We start from the raw sequence: 15,822 nt of genomic DNA, 5'->3' as shown, positions 1-15,822 counted from the left end.
CCCACGCAGAGAATTTTTTGCGGTGGTCCCGGACACTTTTAGTAGGGGCCCTCAACCTCGCTTACTCCTCAGGGTAGAGGGGAAGACAGATCAGCCCTGACGCGTCGGGACGTGCAGAACCAGCCCATCGAGATTATCCCGAACCTTGATCTGGCAGGAGAGCCGGCTCGAGTCCTTCACGTCAAAGGCGAAGTCGAGCATGTCTTCTTCCATCATGGACGGACCGCCGACGGTTTCGCGCCAGTTCTCTTCCACATAGACATGGCAGGTGGCGCAGGTGCAGGCGCCGCCGCATTCCGCGACAATGCCGGGCACACCGTTGATGATGGCCGTTTCCATCACGGTCGCACCATTTTCCGCTTCGGTTTCAATGCGTTCGCCGCTAGGCGTAACAAAGGTGATCTTGGTCATATGTCTTTTTTGGCTTGCTGTACCAAGGGGATATAGACCTTCCCGGTGTGCTTAGGAAGGCGCGGTTCGGCATGGCTGCCTCACCAAATCGTGCCACTAAAGCCCCAGCAGACCTTCGAGATAGTGCTTCTCGATCCCGAACATGGCCTTCACTTCGGCGACGCGCTTCAGCACCGCGTCGCGTGACCCAGCCTTGCCCTTTTGCGCCACGATCAGGTTGTTCTTGGGCGTATGCGCGTCCGAGACGAATTCAAAAACCTTGGTCCGATAGCCCGAAGCCTCGAGCAACAGCGCGCGCAGCCCATCGGTGACCATTTCGGCCTGCTTTTCCATGAACGTGCCGTGGCGCAGCAGGAAATCGAGGCGGTTATCCGAAGCCCCCGCCTCCATCTGCCGCCGCACCTGCTTGTGGCAGCACGGCGCCACAGCGATCAGCTCGGCGCCCGCCGAAATGCCCTTGAAGATCGCATCGTCCGTCGCCGTATCGCAGGCATGGAGCGCAATGACCGCATCGGCGCCGCTGGCGTCGTAGTCGAGGATCGAGGCCGGAACGAACCGCAGCGTTCCGAACCCGCTCTTGTCAGCCAGCCGATTGCCATCTTCGACCAGTTTTGGCCGCATCTCGACGCCGATCACCTCGGCTTCTTTGCCTTCGGATTTGAGATAATCGAACAGCGCAAAATCGAGATAGCCCTTGCCCGCGCCCATATCGACAATGCGTGGCTTTTTGGCCGAAAGCTCCTGAATCAAAGGCGCAAAAATCTCGACCATCTTGTTGATTTGTCGAAACTTATCCTGCGAAGCCGCAAGCACTTTGCCATCGGCGCCGGAAATCCCCAGCGCCTGCATCCAGACCTTATCGCCTGAACTCAGCGGCCGGTTCTTGGTCCGGTCGTGCCCAGCCTGAACAGCCTCGCGCCCGGCAACTTCAGTCTTCTTCAACCTGATCTTGTCGCCCTGTCGCTCGAATTGCAGATCGAAATCCGTCGTCTCCAGCCGCGCGCTGCGGAATTCATTCAACAGCCCCTCGCGCACAAAGCTCATGGCCTCGTCCACGGTCAAATTCTTGGTGATATCGCGCGTCTTGTAGCGGGAAACAAAGCTCATCCGCTCGCCGGCTTTCAGCGCCACTTTTCGGGCCTCGACGCTCTTCAGGTCCGCCTCGGCGCCATGATAGCCGCCGAGTTTGAGCTTGGTGATCGATCCGTCGATAAAGCCGGTTTGCAGGGCGAGGACAAACTCCTCTATGCGGTCGGGCGCGCTCAATGCCGTTCCTTGGTGGTGAGAAACCGGATTTTCGGCCAATCCTGCTTGGCCCGGTCCGCCCACCACGCGTTCTGCGCCAAAAACACCGGCGCATTGTTCCGGTCCTCGGCCATATTGGTCTTTTGAGCCGTAATGAAGCGTTTCATCTCCTCCGGCTCGTCGCTTTCCACCCAGCGCGCCACTTCAAAGCCCATGGGCTCAAAGGTGATGGGAACGCCATATTCCTTGGCAACGCGGCTCGCCAAAACTTCAAGCTGCAGCTGACCGACAACGCCCACGATCCAGTCGGCACCGACCATGCGGCGAAACACCTGGGTGACGCCCTCTTCGGCGAGATCCGACAGCGCCTTGGACATCTGCTTGGTCTTCATCGCGTCGATCAGGCGCACGCGGCGGATGATTTCGGGCGCAAAGTTCGGAATGCCGGTGACATTGATCGTTGCGCCCTCGGTTAGCGTATCGCCCACCGAGAGGGTACCATGGTTGGGAATGCCAACGATATCGCCGGCGACGGCCTCCTCAGCCAGCTCACGATTGTTGCCGAAGAAGAACATCGGATTGGCCACGGCCATATCCTTGCCCGATCGCACATTCTTGAGGCGCATGCCGCGCGTAAACGTCCCCGAGCAGAGGCGCACAAAGGCAATGCGGTCGCGGTGATTGGCGTCCATATTCGCCTGCACCTTGAACACAAAGCCAGAGACTTTCTTTTCATCAGGCGCAATCGGCGCTGGTAGTGCCGGCTGCGGCCGCGGCTCCGGGCCCCAATCGCCGAGCGTGCGCAGCAGTTCGGCCACACCAATGCCCTTGAGCGCCGAGCCAAACAGCACCGGGCTCATATGTCCCGCATGGAAAATCTGCAGATCGAACTCGGGCAACATCGCCCGCGCCAGTTCCAGCGTTTCGAGCGCCGTCATGAAAACCGGATCATCCACGAGGCTTTCGACCTCAAGCAGATCGTCGATGGCGTCAAACTCGGCCAGCGTCTTGCCCTGCGGCGTCACCACGCGCTTTTCGAGGAGATCGATATAGCCCCTGAAATCGACGCCCTGCCCGATCGGCCACAGCACCGGGGTCAGGTCGAGCGCGAGCTTGCTTTGAATTTCGTCGATCAGGTCGAGCGGCGCCAGGCCCTCGCGATCCACCTTGTTGATGAAGGTGATGATGGGAATGTCGCGCAGGCGGCACACCTCGAACAGTTTCAGCGTCTGGCTTTCAATGCCCTTGGCAGCGTCGATCACCATGATCGCGGCGTCCACGGCCGTCAGGGTACGATAGGTATCCTCGGAAAAGTCCGAGTGGCCCGGCGTATCGAGCAGGTTCATCGTGAGCCCGTCGAATTCGAAGGTCATCACCGAGGATGAAATCGAAATGCCGCGCTGCTGCTCCATTTCCATCCAGTCCGACCGCGTCGAGCGCGCGCCCGATTTTCCGCGCACCGCACCAGCCTGCTGAATGGCCCCGGCCGCAGCGAGCAGCCGTTCCGTCAGCGTGGTTTTGCCGGCGTCCGGGTGCGAAATGATCGCAAAGGTACGACGGGTGCGGAACGGTTCAAGATGAGCCCGAGGCGAAACCTCGGCGGCGGAAGACAGGGACATGGAAACTGCTGAATGCTGTGTCGCCGACGCATTGGCGCCGCGAGGACCGACTTCATATGGGCGCTCTATAGATTCTGACAACCGCGCGGTCAAACCGCGCGTTGCCGACTTGGCGCCGTCCGGTCCAATCCAGAGCGGCTAAACCGCCTCGTTCGCCACCATGCGGCCAATGAAGCTGCGCACATCTTCGACCACGAGGCCGAGGTCGTCGATGCGCTCCGGCGTCAGCGGGCGGCCGCTGCGGATTTCGTGTTCCATGGCTTTGGCGAGGTCGGCAATGGCCCAGGCGCCGACGCCGCCCGCCGCGCCCTTGATTGAATGCAGCACCAGGGTCAGATCGTCGAAACTGGCCGCCATTTTCAGCCGGCTGTAATAATCCCGCAGCGTCGTATCGAAGAGCCGCAGCACTTCGAGCTCCAGCGCTTCGTCGCCAAGACACTGCTTGGCGAGGTGAACCAGATCGACCGGGCGCATGGTCCGGGTGCGGATATCGGAATGGGGTTCCGCTTTAAGGGCGGTGCCGCCGGGGGCCATGACGAATACTCCGTACACGTTCGCTCGCATGGGCAAGGGAACAATTCGCTTGGGGAACAAGCCTAGAGCGACCTCATGAACAGGCCATTAAGCCCCAACTTTGCCTTTGTTTGCGGTTTAGTGCCGTCCGTTTCCACGCGAAAATTAACCTTTCGCTAGGAAATTGTTCGGATTGCATCAAATTGAATGTAATAGTGAACGGTGAGCCAGCGTGCGGCGGCGGAGGGTACTGGAACGCGGTGCATTTGCATCGAATTGTTCCGATTTGACCACGGCCCCTTAAAGGGGTCGGGGCTAGTCTCTTCCAGAAGCCCGCTTTGTCGCTAGAGTGCGGACGCGAGAGTTGTAGAGAGTATGGCCAACAATCAGAACCAGAACGATCCGGCCGCGTTGGCTTTTTCGGCAGTAGAAGACGCGCTCAAGGAATCGGTGTTCAGCCTGGATCAACCGAGCCGCCAGAAGGCCGAAAAAAAGCCCGAGCCGACGCCCCCGCGTTCCGAACGCCTGCGTGCCGCCGACAAGATCGCGCAGCAGGCTGGTGCCGTTGCCAATGACGATCGCGCCTCCGCCGCGCGCCTGCTCTATGGTCTGCAGAACCGCTCGTCCGCCACCCCGACCTGGCTGGCGACTGTTCTCTCTGTTCTATGGGTTGCTGCCGCCGGCACAGCTTCCGTGCTGCGCTATGGCCCGGAAATGGCCAATTTCGGCCAGTTTGCCGGCAGCATCGAATTCATCGCCATCGTGGCGATCATCGTTCTGCCCGTTCTCGGCTTCTTTGCCGTCGCGACCCTGATCCGCCGCGCGCAGGACCTGCGCAATGCCGCGTCCTCGATTACCCAGGCCGCCATTCGCCTCGCCGAGCCCGAAGTTACCGCCTCCGACAAGGTCGCTTCCGTTGGCCAGGCCGTGCGCCGTGAAGTCAACGCCCTCGGCGATGGTCTTGAACGCGCCCTCTCCCGCGCCGGCGAACTCGAAGTGATGATCCACAACGAGGTCACCGCGCTCGAACGTACCTATTCGGACAATGAATCGCGCATGCGCGCGCTGATCGCCGAACTCGCCAGCCAGCGCGAAAGCGTGCTCACCAATACCGAACGCGTGCGCGAGGCGATCACCGAGAGCCATACAGGCCTCGTCTTCGATCTCGACATGATCAGCCAGCGCATCGCCGGCACCATCACCGAAAGCGGCGGCAGCCTCTCGCGTGCCCTCGAAAGCGGTGGCGAAGCCCTCAACGCCGCCTTCTCCGAACGCTCGGAGAATTTTACCCAGTTGATGGACAATCGCACGACCGATTTCCTCGCCGCGCTCGACAGCACGGCTGATCGCACTGCCGGCGTCGTCGAAGACAGCACCGCGCGCGTCACCAGCAATTTCGACAGCCGCACCGCCGCCTTTACCGCCGCCATCGAGCGGCACATCGATACCCTCACCGAAGCGCTCGATAGCCGCGCCGGCTCCATCGGCAGCACGCTCGACACGCAGACCGTCATGCTGACGACCTCGATCGAGGACAAAACCGACGCCCTCGCCAATCTGCTCGCCATCAGCGGCAGCAAGATCGTCGATCAACTCGGCGAACGTGGGGATATCGTCACCAAGGCGCTCGAATATCTCGGCACCCGCATTGGCGAAGACGTCTCCAGCCGCGCTCGCGATGCCGAGTCCATGCTTGGCGGCCTGTCGCGCCAACTCGATGAATCCGTATCGATCCAGCTCAATTCGCTGGAAAGCCGTCTGCAAACGGCTCTTATCGAGATCAATGGCGCCCTCGACGACACCGCCGAACGTGCCCGCATTACCTTGTCGACCGCCGGTCAGGATTCCCTGGGCCAGTTCGATGCGCGCCTTGGCGAAATCACTGGCCTCCTCGACGAGCGCCTTTCCGCCCTCGACAATGTCGTTGGCGAAAAGGGCGATAGCCTGCTCTCGCGCCTTGACCAGCACGGCACCAGCTTTGCGACCCGCGCCAATGTTCTCGAAATGGCGCTGAACCAAGAATCCGGCCGCTTCAACGATATCGTCAGTGATCGCACCCGCGAGATGAACGAAGTGATCGGCGCCAAGGCCGCCGCCATCACCGAAAGCCTTTCCAACCGCACCCGCGAAATTTCCGAGCGTCTCGACACCTATGCCGAAACGCTCACGGAATCGCTCGACAACCAGACCGGCCGCATCGACAGCGTTCTTTCGGGCCGTTCCGAGCAGTTGGCGAGCCGTCTCGATGCCTATGCCCAGACGCTTAATGTCGATCTCGACAGCCGCACCGGCCGCATCGATGAGGTGCTGAACAGCCGTTCGCACGAACTGGCCAACCGCCTTGATTCCTACGCGCAGACCATCGACCTCAACCTCGAAGGCCGAGTCGGCGAAATCAGCCAGGCGATCGCAGCGGGCGCCGAGGCCATCGAGCAGACCCTGACCGGCCGTAGCACCGAGCTCAGCGAAGCCATTCGGGTTCGCTCGCAGGAACTGGGCCAGACCCTCACGACCAGCACCCAGGCCTTTGATCAAGCCATTGCCGGCCGCACCCAGCGCCTTGCAGATACGCTCTCCGAGCGCACCAATACCCTGTCGCTCGAAATCGAAAGCCGCACTGGCGCCCTTTCCGGTCAGCTCGAAGAACGCACGCAGACCCTCGCTTCGACCCTCGACGAAAAACAGACCGAGTTTGCCGCCGCCATCGAGGAACGTGCGGGCCGCTTCGTGGGCGATCTCGACGCACGCACCGCGGCCATGACCGGTGCCCTCGAAGCCAGCACGGCTGCCATGGCAGGCGCGCTCGATACGCGCACCAGCGAACTCAACGCGTCCTTTGATCGCCGCACCGGCGAACTCACCGAAGCGCTCGACGCCCGCACGCAGGAACTGGCCGCCGCCGTCGGCACGCGCACCAGCCAGCTCTCGAACGCCCTCGCCGCGCGCACCGAAGCGCTGTCCGACATGCTCTCGACCCAGACAAGCTCGATGGGCGAAACCGTCGGCCTCCACACTGCCGAGCTCGCTCAGACGCTCGACCAGCACAGCGCCGCGGCGCGCGAATCCATCGACGCCTCGCTCCGCACCGTTTCCGAAACCATGGCGAACCGCCTCGGCGATATGTCGTCCACCGTTGCCGGCAAGGTCGCCGAAATCGGCACGGCGATGACCGAGAACCTCAACACCGCCCTGTCGCGTGTCGATGAAGCCCAGACCGGTGTCACCGCGCGCATCGACGCGGCTAGCTTGAGCTTCGACGAGAATGTCCGCAAGGCCACCCAGATCGTGGAAACCGGCGTCGAAGCCGCCCGCAATTCCATGGTCGATCTCGTCGACAAGCGTCTCGGCAGCCTCCCCGAAGCCATCACGGCCCGGGCCGACATCACCGCCGAACGCCTCGCAGCGCTCAATACATCCATCAATACCTCGATCACCCAGTCGATGGCCGACCTCGAAGCCGGCGCCGACCGCATCGAGGAAACCATTTCGACCCGCATCACGGCCGCCACCCACGCGATCTCTTCGGACGTGGTCGCCACGGCCGATCGCATGGACTCGGCCGTTCGCACCGCGCTCGACCAGATCCGCATCGCCGCCGGTTCCATCGACCAGATCGTTTCGGTCAAGGCCGTGCAGACCGTCGACTCGATCGAGCAGCGTCTCAGCGAGATCAACCAGTCGGTCGAAGGCCACACCTCGCAGTTTGCCGCCCTCGTCGATCAAAAATCCGACGAACTGCAGTCGGCCCTGCGCAGCCACGGCAATCTCCTGCGCGAAGCCCTCGCCGGCAATGCCCGCGATGCCGAGGAAATCATGTCCGTCTCCTCGAGCCGGATTCTCACCGATGTCACCGCTGCGCTCAACAAGCTCAACGACTCCAATCTGCTGCTGCAACGCGTTCTCGACGCCTCGACCACCAACCTGGCTACGCTCGAAACCTCGATTGCCCAGCAGACCGCCAACTATGCCGGCACCATGCGCGACGCCATGGGCCAGACCGAAGAGGCTGGCGTCATGGTCAGCCGCCATGTCGGTGCACTCCAGAACACCATCCAGGCCATGGTGGGCGAATTTGCCGAAGTCCTCGGCAAGCTCGATATCGAAGTCGTCAGCATGTCCCAGGCCTCGCGCGCTCTCGAAGCCACCAGCACCAATGCGCTGGAATCGCTCGAAGAACGCCGTGGCGCCATGGATGCGCTCGCAACGAGCTTCACCAGCCGCGCCGACGATATCGACGGCCGCATGCGCATGTTCGCCCAGTCAATCGCCGATACGGTCAACGATACCGAACGCCGCATGATTGCTGCCCGCCGCGCCATGGACGAAGCACTGTCTTCGACCAGCACCACCGTCGCCGAAGCCCTCAGCAATGCGACCGCGAGCGTCAACGACGCGCTCTATGTTACCAATGAGCGCTTCACCTCGACCCTCAACGAGCGTTCCTCGCAGGTGGACAACGCCGTGCAGCGCGCCGCCGAGGCTGCCGCCGCAGCGCTCACTCAGACCTCGTCCTCGGTCCGCGCCGCCCTCGCCGCTCAGTCCGAACAGGTCAATGCCAACCTCGAGGACAATGCCAACCGCGTCAGCGATCTCCTCGCCTCGACCGCTGGCAGCGTGACCGATGTTCTGACCTCGACCACGAGCTCGCTGGCCGACACCATCACCGACACCACCAGCTCGGTGCGCAACACCATTGCCGCCAATACGAGCCAGTTGCGTCAGGCCCTCGACCAATCGACCTCGACCTTCCGCCAGACGCTCGATCAGACGACGGAAGAAGTTTCCACCCGCCTCGGCGACTTCCGCGAAACCGCCGATGGCGAAAGCCGCCGCACCAATGCCGCCCTGCAGGAAGCCCAGCGCCGCCTTGCCGGCGAAATGCAGCAGGCGATCGAGGAAGCCACCCAGCGCTTTGCCGAGACCGCTCGCGCCATGCGCGAAACGGCCCGCGAAGTCGGCCACGAACTCGAATCGACGCGCGCCGAACTGGCCCGCGGCGTCAACGAACTGCCTGAGGAAACCCGCGCCAGCGCCGCCGCCATGCGCCGCGTCGTTGCCGAACAGATCGAAGCCCTCAGCGAACTCAACGCCATCGTGCGCGGCCAGCCGGCCACCCACGACCTTACCGACCGCCGTGGCAACCAGCCCCGCGCCGCCGCGCCGCGCCAGTCCGAACCGGCTCCCTACCAGCCGCCGCGCCAGCCGGAACCGGAAGCCTATCGCCCTGAGCCTGCAGCGCAGACTCTCGTCGATCCGATCCGCACCACGGCGCGCCCGGCCGAACCGGCACGCGCCCCTGCCCGCCCCGTCGTGCAGGCCCAGCAGCCGGCTCCGGCTCCGGTCCAGCAGCCCCAGCCTGCTCCCGTCGCCCGCCAGGCCGCTCCGGCCCCGCAGCGCCAGGAAGCCGAAGCCGGTGAAGGCGGTTGGCTACGCGACGTGCTGCGCAATGCCTCGGCCAGCCAGGCCGGCCAGCCGACCCAGGGCCTCTCGACGCTGACCGAAGAAATCGCCAACGCCATCGACGACAATGCCCTGGCTGACGCCTGGGGCCGTTATCAGGCCGGCGAATCCAACGTCTTCTCGCGCCGCATCTATTCGCTGACCGGCCAGGGTACCTATGACGAGGTCCGCAAGCGCCTGCAGCGCGATCCGGAATTCGCCCGCACCGCCCAGGCCTATATGAGCGATTTCGAACAGCTGCTGAAGCGCGCCGCCGCCGGCCCGCGCCCCGCTGCCGAAACCCGCGAATACCTGCTCTCCGATCGCGGCAAGGTCTACACCACCCTCGCCCACGCCAGCGGCCGCCTGAGCTAAGGCTTGGATATAACGACATGAAAAAGCCCCGGATCGCTCCGGGGCTTTTTGTATTTCGGGGTGTTTGGCCAGTGCGGCGTCATTCCCGCGAAAGCGGGAATCTCGACCTCCGTGCCCAGTAGCCCTCATGGTGAGGTGTTTTGCAGAGCAAAGCCTCGAACCACGAGGGCGTGGCATTGAAGCATCTGGGCACGCCCTCGTGGTTCGAGGCTACGCTGCGCTTCGCACCTCACCATGAGGCCTACTACGAACCGATTGCCCCGCCCACTAAGCCCCCTTCGCCGGCCGCATCTGCAGCGATAGCCAAATACAAGCCCCACCCAGCGCCGCCATTCCGGCTGCCGCGAAAAACGCATGCGCCCCAAAGCCCTGCACGATCCAGCCAAAGCCGATGACCGACATGACCGTTAGCAATTGCTGCCCCACGACAAAAAGGCTCTGCGTTTCGGCCGCGATGTTTTCGTCGGTCCAGTTGGCGATGAAATGCACACAGCCGAGATAACCGATGGCAAAGGTAACGCCATGGCTCAGTTGCAGCACGATCAGGATCGCGATGCCCGGCTCCAGCCCCATCACACACCAGCGCAAAGCGGCAGCGCCGGCGGAGATCAGCATCACCGAGCGCGCCGAAATCTTCCCACCGAACCGCTTCCAGAGAAACATCATCGCGGCCTCCGAAGCCGAGCCCAGCGCAATCAGCGGGCCGATGACGTTTTCCGGAATGCCCTGCTCCTTCCAGAGCAGCGACCCAAAGGCGTTGAGGACGATATGCGTGGCAAAGACCATGCAGAAACCGAAGAGCGGCAAGATGAACCACGGCTTTGCCACGTCGCGCAGCCGTCTCGCGGCCGGGGCCGGCTCTGTCACCGCGGCAATGGTCTTCTGTTCGACCGGCACCCGGAATGCCGGCAATTGCAGCGAGACCAGCGCGCGCAAGATGGCCATGCCGACAAAGAGCGGCACGAAGATACCGGCGCCAAACCAGACGACCAGATAGCCCGTCAGCCCGTTGAACAGCATGTAGCCCACGGTGCCCCAGGCGCGCATCACGCCGTAGTCGGTGCCATTCCGCCGCGCCAGCCGCATGGTGGCAGCGTCGAGCACCGGCCCCACAGCGCCGCCGGGAAGACAGGCGAGGGTCCAGAACAGCAGAATGCCCCAGAACTCATTGACGAGAAACAGGCCGATCGGGACGATGCCGCCGATCAACGCGCCAATGACGATCACCTGCCGCCAGTCGCCAGCCCGATCGGCCACGCGACCGATCACCAGGTTGAACAGAAGGATCACCACGATAGGCACGGCATTGATGATGCCGATCTGCTCAGGCGTGATGCCTTGGCCCGACAGCCAGATCGGCAGGAACATTACAGCGGCGCCGCTGCCGGTGAAAAAACTGGCATAAAAGGCCGAAGTGCGCATTTCGGGCGTGACGCGGCCGGCAAGGCTCTGGCTCATTCAAGCAACCTGGGAAGGAAAAGAACGGGAGGAGCGGAACATCGCCCCTCCGCACATCAGGAAAGGGCGGGCCGCGTCGCATCCTTGGGCGGACGCATGCGCAGCGAAACCAGAACGCAGACGATGCCGATGGAGCAGGTCACGGTCGAGGCGAAGAAGGCCGATGAGCCGAACCATTCCACCAGCCACCCGAACGTCACCAGCATGACCATGGCGGCGCCCTGGTTGAGCATATTGGCAAAGCCCTGCGCTTCGGCAGCGTTGGATTCGTGCGTCCAGTTGGCGATGAAATGCACGACGCCGAAATAGCCCATGCCGAAACTGAAGGCGTGCAGCAATTGCAGGAAGAACAGCGCTTCCACAGGCGGCGCGAAGGCGAGGATAGTGAAGCGGACAAGCCCCGCCACGCAGGCGACAAGGATCATGTTGCGTGCCGTGACCCGCCCCCCGAACCGGCGCCACGCGAACATCAGGACAGCCTCGCCCACGGCCGCTATGCCGAGCAACGGACCCAGGAAATGATCGGGAATCCCCTGCTGGTGCCAGAGCAGAGCGCCAAAACTGCCCATCACCGCATTGCTGGCATTGACCAGCGCAAAGGCGACCAGCGGCAGCACAAACCACGGTTTTAACGAATCCCGCAGCTTGACCCGCTGCGCCGGCGTGCCCTGCACATTGGCAAGGGTCGCCTCCTGTGCTGGCGCCCGAAAGCGCGGCAGCAGGAAACCTATAACGGCGCGCAGCACGGTCATGGCGACGTAGAGCGTCACGAAGGAGCCCGGCCCGACGACGGTAAGCAGCCCCCCGATACCGGCAGCGCCCACGACATAGCCGATGGTCGCCCAGGCCCGCACCGCGCCGAAATCAGTGCCATTGCGGCGCGTCATACGCACGGTCGCCGCATCGATGATCGGGGCGACGAGGCCGTTGGACATAGCCACCAATGCCCAGACGAGCAGAATACCCCAGAATTCAGAAATGAAATAAAGCCCCAGCGGCGCCACGGCCGAAACCAGCGAAATAGCGATGATCGCTGTGCGCCAGTCATCCGCCCGGTCGGCGATGCGGCCGATGATCATGTTGAGGAGCAGCAGGCCCAGCATGGGCAGCGCATTGATCAAGCCGATCTGGTCGGCCGGAATGCCATGGAGGCTCAACCAGATGCCGAGAAAAACCGACGCCACTGCGCCCGGAAGGTAGACCGTGAATTGATAAAGCGATGCTCGCGCCTCGGGGGTATCGAAGCGCGACAGAACGGAAGACATGGAAAAGACTCCGGGCGCAAATCAGCGCCCCGCTCGCCTTGGTGCCTTGCAGTGTCACACAATGCAAGACCCAAATGGAGGCGAACTGCAACGTTCTAAATCCGTGCGTCCTTTCGGGTACTGCCTAGCCCGCCTTGGCCAGTTGCGGCAGCCTTACGGTCGCTGGCACGAGGCCATCGACAAACTGCCGCGCGCTGGCCGCCCAGGTGAAATTCTGCGCATGCGCACTGGCATCGCGCCGATCAAGCATCAGCGCCCGGCGCACCGCGACGCCAAGATCCACATGAATGGCCCCTGCCCGTCCATCTGTAAGAATATCCTTGGGCCCGGTCACCGGATAAGCCGCGACCGGCGTGCCGCAAGCAAGAGCCTCGGTCATCACATTGCCAAAGGTATCGGTACGGCTCGGGAAGACGAAAACATCGGCCCCCTGATAGGCCTCGACCAGCGCATCACCATGGCGATAGCCGCAGAAGACAGCGTCGGGATAAAGTTTTTCGAGTCGCGCCCGGTCCGGCCCATCGCCGACCACGATCTTGGTGCCCGGCACATCAAGGCTCAGGAAAGCCTCTACATTTTTCTCGGCCGCGACCCGCCCGACATAGAGGAGGTGTGGCCCCGGCAGATGCGCGAAGACATCGGACTTCCCCGGCTGGAAGCGCTCCATATCGACGCCGCGGCCCCAGAGGTGAAGGTGCCTGAAATCGCGCGAGGCGAGATCGTCGCGCAGCGATGGCGTCGGCACCAGCGTATTGCCCGCCGGCTCGTGGAACCAGCGGAGATAGCCGTAGCTCCAGTCCTGCGGCACCGGCAGCCGGGCCGAAACATATTCCGGGAAGCGCGTGTGAAAGCTCGTCGAAAAACCCTTGCCGCGCTCGATGCAATATTGCCGGGCGAGCAGCCCCAGCGGCCCCTCCGTCGCGATGTGAATATGGTGCGCTCGAGAATGGGCAAGGCGGCGAAACACTGCCCGGCGCGAGGCCAGCGATAGTCTGATCTCGGGATAGGTCGGCACCGGCACGGTCCAGAAGGCTTCCGGCGTCAGATAGTCGACGCTATGCCCCCACTCGCGAAGCACCTTGCCGACGCTTTCGAGCGTGCGCACCACGCCGTTGATCTGTGGGCGCCAGGCGTCAGTGACAATGACGATGCGACGGGCGGCGGGAAACGAAACGGTATTGGCCATGGCGGCACCGCGTGGCTGGTTCAGGCCAGATCAGCCTGCTCCCGCCAATTTGCGTTGCCGTGACGATATTGCGACGGAGCGGCGACAGCCTATTCCGTTACCGGACGACGGATTTTTGCCCGTCGCGGCTCGCCCACCACCATCTCCGTCCACTTGATCAGCTCGAACTCGCCATCGTGATTCTCGGCCACGGCCGTGCAGCTTTCCACCCAATCGCCGGTATTGATGTAGTGAATGCCGAGTCGGTCATGCATGTCGGCAAAATGGATGTGGCCGCAGATGACACCATGCACACCCGACTCTTTGGCCTCATGCACCAGCGCCTCTTCGAAGCGCCCGATCACCGACACGGCGTTCTTCACCTTCTGCTTGGCCCAGGCGCTGAGCGACCAGTATTGCAGGCCCAGCCGGCGTCGCACCCAGTTGATGGCAATGTTCACGCGCAACGCGAAGTTATAGGCCCAATCCCCTACATGGGCGAGCCATTTGGCATTCATGACCACGACGTCGAACTGATCGCCATGGATCACCAGATAGGTGCGCCCCGTTGCCGAGGTGTGGATCGTACGATCCACCAATTCGATTTCGCCGAAATAGGTACCGAGATATTCGCGCAGGAACTCGTCATGATTGCCCGGCAGGTACACGACCCGCGTACCGGCCATCGCCTTGTCGAGGAGGATCTGCGTCAGGACATTATAATCCTCAGGCCAGTGCCAGGCCTTGGCCAGCCGCCAGCCATCGAGAATATCGCCGACCAGATAAATGGTCTCGGCGTCATGCAGGCGCAGGAACTCGATGAGTTGCTTCACCCGGGTCGGCTTCATGCCCAGATGCACGTCGGACAGGAACAACGCCCTTACGCGCCGCACCTCTCGGTCATCCGTCATTGCCTCTGGTCTCCAAGTTACTGCCCCACTTTATCTTCGGAGCGCGACGGAGGAAACCGGCTTCGTCAGAAAGAGGTGGAAAGCCGCTTCTTGAGGGCAACGACCCGATCGTAGCTCTGCTCGATCCGCGCGGCAAAGGCGGGGTCGGCCCCCGCATGTTTGACGAGGATATCCAACACCTCGCGCGACAGCGTGGGCCGCTGATAGGCAGTGTTGGAAAAAAGCAGGATATCCATCCCAGCCTTTACGCCTTCGACCACAGTTTCTTCGAGCGTGAAATGATCGCGAATGGCGCCCATTTCGAGGTCGTCGCTGATCACTACGCCATCAAAACCAAGATCGGTCCGCAATACGCCGTCGATCCAGCGGGCCGATAGCGAAGACGGCGTCTGGCCGTCGCCGTCCGCATAGTCGGCGTGATAGAGATGGCCGACCATTACCATGTCGACCACACCCTCGCCGATCAGCTCTTCATAGGGTTTCAGCTCGTCCTCCGACCAGGTCTTGGTAATATCGACAAAGCCTTCATGGCTATCGGCCGTCGATGAGCCATGCCCCGGAAAGTGCTTCAGCGCCGTGGCGAGACCGGCCTTATGATGCCCCTCGATAAAGGCGCGATCATAGTCGATCACCGTCGCCGGGTTAGCGCCAAAAGCGCGGCCGAACTTGGCGATCACCTGATTATTCGGATTGGTATTGAGATCGGCCACCGGCCCGAAATTGACCGTAAACCCCTGCGCTGCAATACCCTTGGCCATTTCAGCATAGATCGCTTCGGCCTCTTCCGGCGTGTCGCGCGCCGCGATCGTCGCCGCATTGGGAATTTCGGTAAAGCCGACATCCTTGGTCAGCCGCTCGACCGCGCCGCCTTCCTGGTCGATGGTGATGAAGGGCGGCAGGTCCGGCGAGGCCGCACGGAACTTTGCGTTCATCGCGGCGACGGCAGCAAGGCTCGCGACATTTTTCTTGAGATACATGACGCCGCCGAGCCGGCCCGCCGCCAACTCGTCGCTGATCGCCTTGACGCTCGCATCCCCGGCACCATCGCCCTCAAAGCCAATGACGATCATCTGCCCCGCCATTTCCTCGAGCGTAGCGGCATGAGCGGGCCCGGCGATGGCGAGGCATGCGACGGCTGCGGCAAGAATCAAACGCAAGATGAAGCTCCGGGGCGAATCTGTCCTGCACAGTGGTCACGAAAAGCTGGCGAGACAATGACTGAGAATTAAGAGGGAGTGTCCGAAATCCCAGTAGCCCTCATGGTGAGGTGCTTTGCAGAGCAAAGCCTCGAACCACGCGGGCGTGCCCCGGTGTTGCAATGCCACGCCCTCGTGGTTCGAGGCTACGCTTCGCTCCGCACCTCACCATGAGGGCTACTGAAAGAAAATGCCCCCGGGCAGAACCCGAGGGCATGTATTGCG

General features: G+C 62.5%; 10 protein-coding genes. 1 reads left to right on the top strand and 9 read right to left on the bottom strand.

Annotation, left to right across the window (positions count from 1 at the left end; genetic code table 11):
* Positions 1-90 precede the first annotated feature (90 nt).
* From ASD83_RS01455 to ASD83_RS01440, 4 genes are all read right to left on the bottom strand, one after another.
* Positions 91-411, bottom strand: a complete 321-nt coding sequence (locus tag ASD83_RS01455; RefSeq protein WP_056307254.1) for a 2Fe-2S iron-sulfur cluster-binding protein — start codon at positions 409-411, stop codon at positions 91-93.
* A gap of 96 nt (positions 412-507) precedes the next feature.
* On the bottom strand, positions 508-1,677 hold the full coding sequence (locus tag ASD83_RS01450) for a class I SAM-dependent methyltransferase (protein ID WP_056307251.1): 1,170 nt from the start codon (positions 1,675-1,677) through the stop codon (positions 508-510).
* Positions 1,674-3,275, bottom strand: coding sequence for a peptide chain release factor 3 (locus ASD83_RS01445; RefSeq protein WP_056307249.1), 1,602 nt, complete (start codon positions 3,273-3,275; stop codon positions 1,674-1,676). Before ASD83_RS01445 ends, ASD83_RS01450 begins: the two co-directional genes overlap by 4 nt.
* Positions 3,276-3,413: 138 nt before the next feature.
* Entirely contained in the window at positions 3,414-3,809 is a 396-nt protein-coding gene (locus tag ASD83_RS01440; protein WP_056307248.1) for an Hpt domain-containing protein, read from the bottom strand.
* 354 nt (positions 3,810-4,163) lie between these two features.
* Here ASD83_RS01440 and ASD83_RS01435 point away from each other — a divergent pair, with 354 nt between their 5' ends.
* Entirely contained in the window at positions 4,164-9,602 is a 5,439-nt protein-coding gene (locus tag ASD83_RS01435; protein WP_056307246.1) for a hypothetical protein, read from the top strand.
* Positions 9,603-9,869: 267 nt separating this feature from the next.
* On the opposite strand, the gene ASD83_RS01430 is transcribed toward ASD83_RS01435, so the two are convergent.
* The 5 genes from ASD83_RS01430 to ASD83_RS01410 all read right to left on the bottom strand — a co-directional run bounded on the left by ASD83_RS01430 (position 9,870) and on the right by ASD83_RS01410 (position 15,558).
* The gene (locus tag ASD83_RS01430; RefSeq protein WP_056307244.1) at positions 9,870-11,060 is read right to left on the bottom strand and encodes an MFS transporter; all 1,191 of its coding nucleotides are present in this window, start codon (positions 11,058-11,060) and stop codon (positions 9,870-9,872) included.
* A 56-nt stretch (positions 11,061-11,116) separates the two neighbouring features.
* Positions 11,117-12,325, bottom strand: coding sequence for an MFS transporter (locus tag ASD83_RS01425; protein WP_056307242.1), 1,209 nt, complete (start codon positions 12,323-12,325; stop codon positions 11,117-11,119).
* Between the two features lie 124 nt (positions 12,326-12,449).
* Positions 12,450-13,511 carry a glycosyltransferase family 4 protein gene (locus ASD83_RS01420; RefSeq protein WP_056307240.1) on the bottom strand — a complete coding sequence of 354 codons (1,062 nt, stop codon included), beginning with the start codon at positions 13,509-13,511 and terminating at the stop codon, positions 12,450-12,452.
* Between the two features lie 89 nt (positions 13,512-13,600).
* Positions 13,601-14,401: a UDP-2,3-diacylglucosamine diphosphatase gene (locus ASD83_RS01415; RefSeq protein WP_056307238.1), complete on the bottom strand. Its 801-nt coding sequence runs from the start codon at positions 14,399-14,401 to the stop codon at positions 13,601-13,603.
* A 65-nt stretch (positions 14,402-14,466) separates the two neighbouring features.
* Positions 14,467-15,558, bottom strand: coding sequence for a glycoside hydrolase family 3 protein (locus tag ASD83_RS01410; protein ID WP_156385683.1), 1,092 nt, complete (start codon positions 15,556-15,558; stop codon positions 14,467-14,469).
* Positions 15,559-15,822 lie beyond the last annotated feature (264 nt).

It is taken from the genome of Devosia sp. Root685, from assembly GCF_001427875.1.
Lineage (GTDB): Bacteria > Pseudomonadota > Alphaproteobacteria > Rhizobiales > Devosiaceae > Devosia.
This window is presented reverse-complemented; position numbering and strand designations above follow the sequence as displayed.

Bases quoted from the DNA above. Each gene is read 5' to 3' on its own strand.
- ASD83_RS01455 (WP_056307254.1), bottom strand. From the start codon at position 411: ATGACCAAGATCACCTTTGTTACGCCTAGCGGCGAACGCATTGAAACC.
- ASD83_RS01445 (WP_056307249.1), bottom strand. From the start codon at position 3,275: ATGTCCCTGTCTTCCGCCGCCGAGGTTTCGCCTCGGGCTCATCTTGAA.
- ASD83_RS01440 (WP_056307248.1), bottom strand. From the start codon at position 3,809: ATGGCCCCCGGCGGCACCGCCCTTAAAGCGGAACCCCATTCCGATATC.
- ASD83_RS01435 (WP_056307246.1), top strand. From the start codon at position 4,164: ATGGCCAACAATCAGAACCAGAACGATCCGGCCGCGTTGGCTTTTTCG.
- ASD83_RS01430 (WP_056307244.1), bottom strand. From the start codon at position 11,060: ATGAGCCAGAGCCTTGCCGGCCGCGTCACGCCCGAAATGCGCACTTCG.
- ASD83_RS01425 (WP_056307242.1), bottom strand. From the start codon at position 12,325: ATGTCTTCCGTTCTGTCGCGCTTCGATACCCCCGAGGCGCGAGCATCG.
- ASD83_RS01420 (WP_056307240.1), bottom strand. From the start codon at position 13,511: ATGGCCAATACCGTTTCGTTTCCCGCCGCCCGTCGCATCGTCATTGTC.
- ASD83_RS01415 (WP_056307238.1), bottom strand. From the start codon at position 14,401: ATGACGGATGACCGAGAGGTGCGGCGCGTAAGGGCGTTGTTCCTGTCC.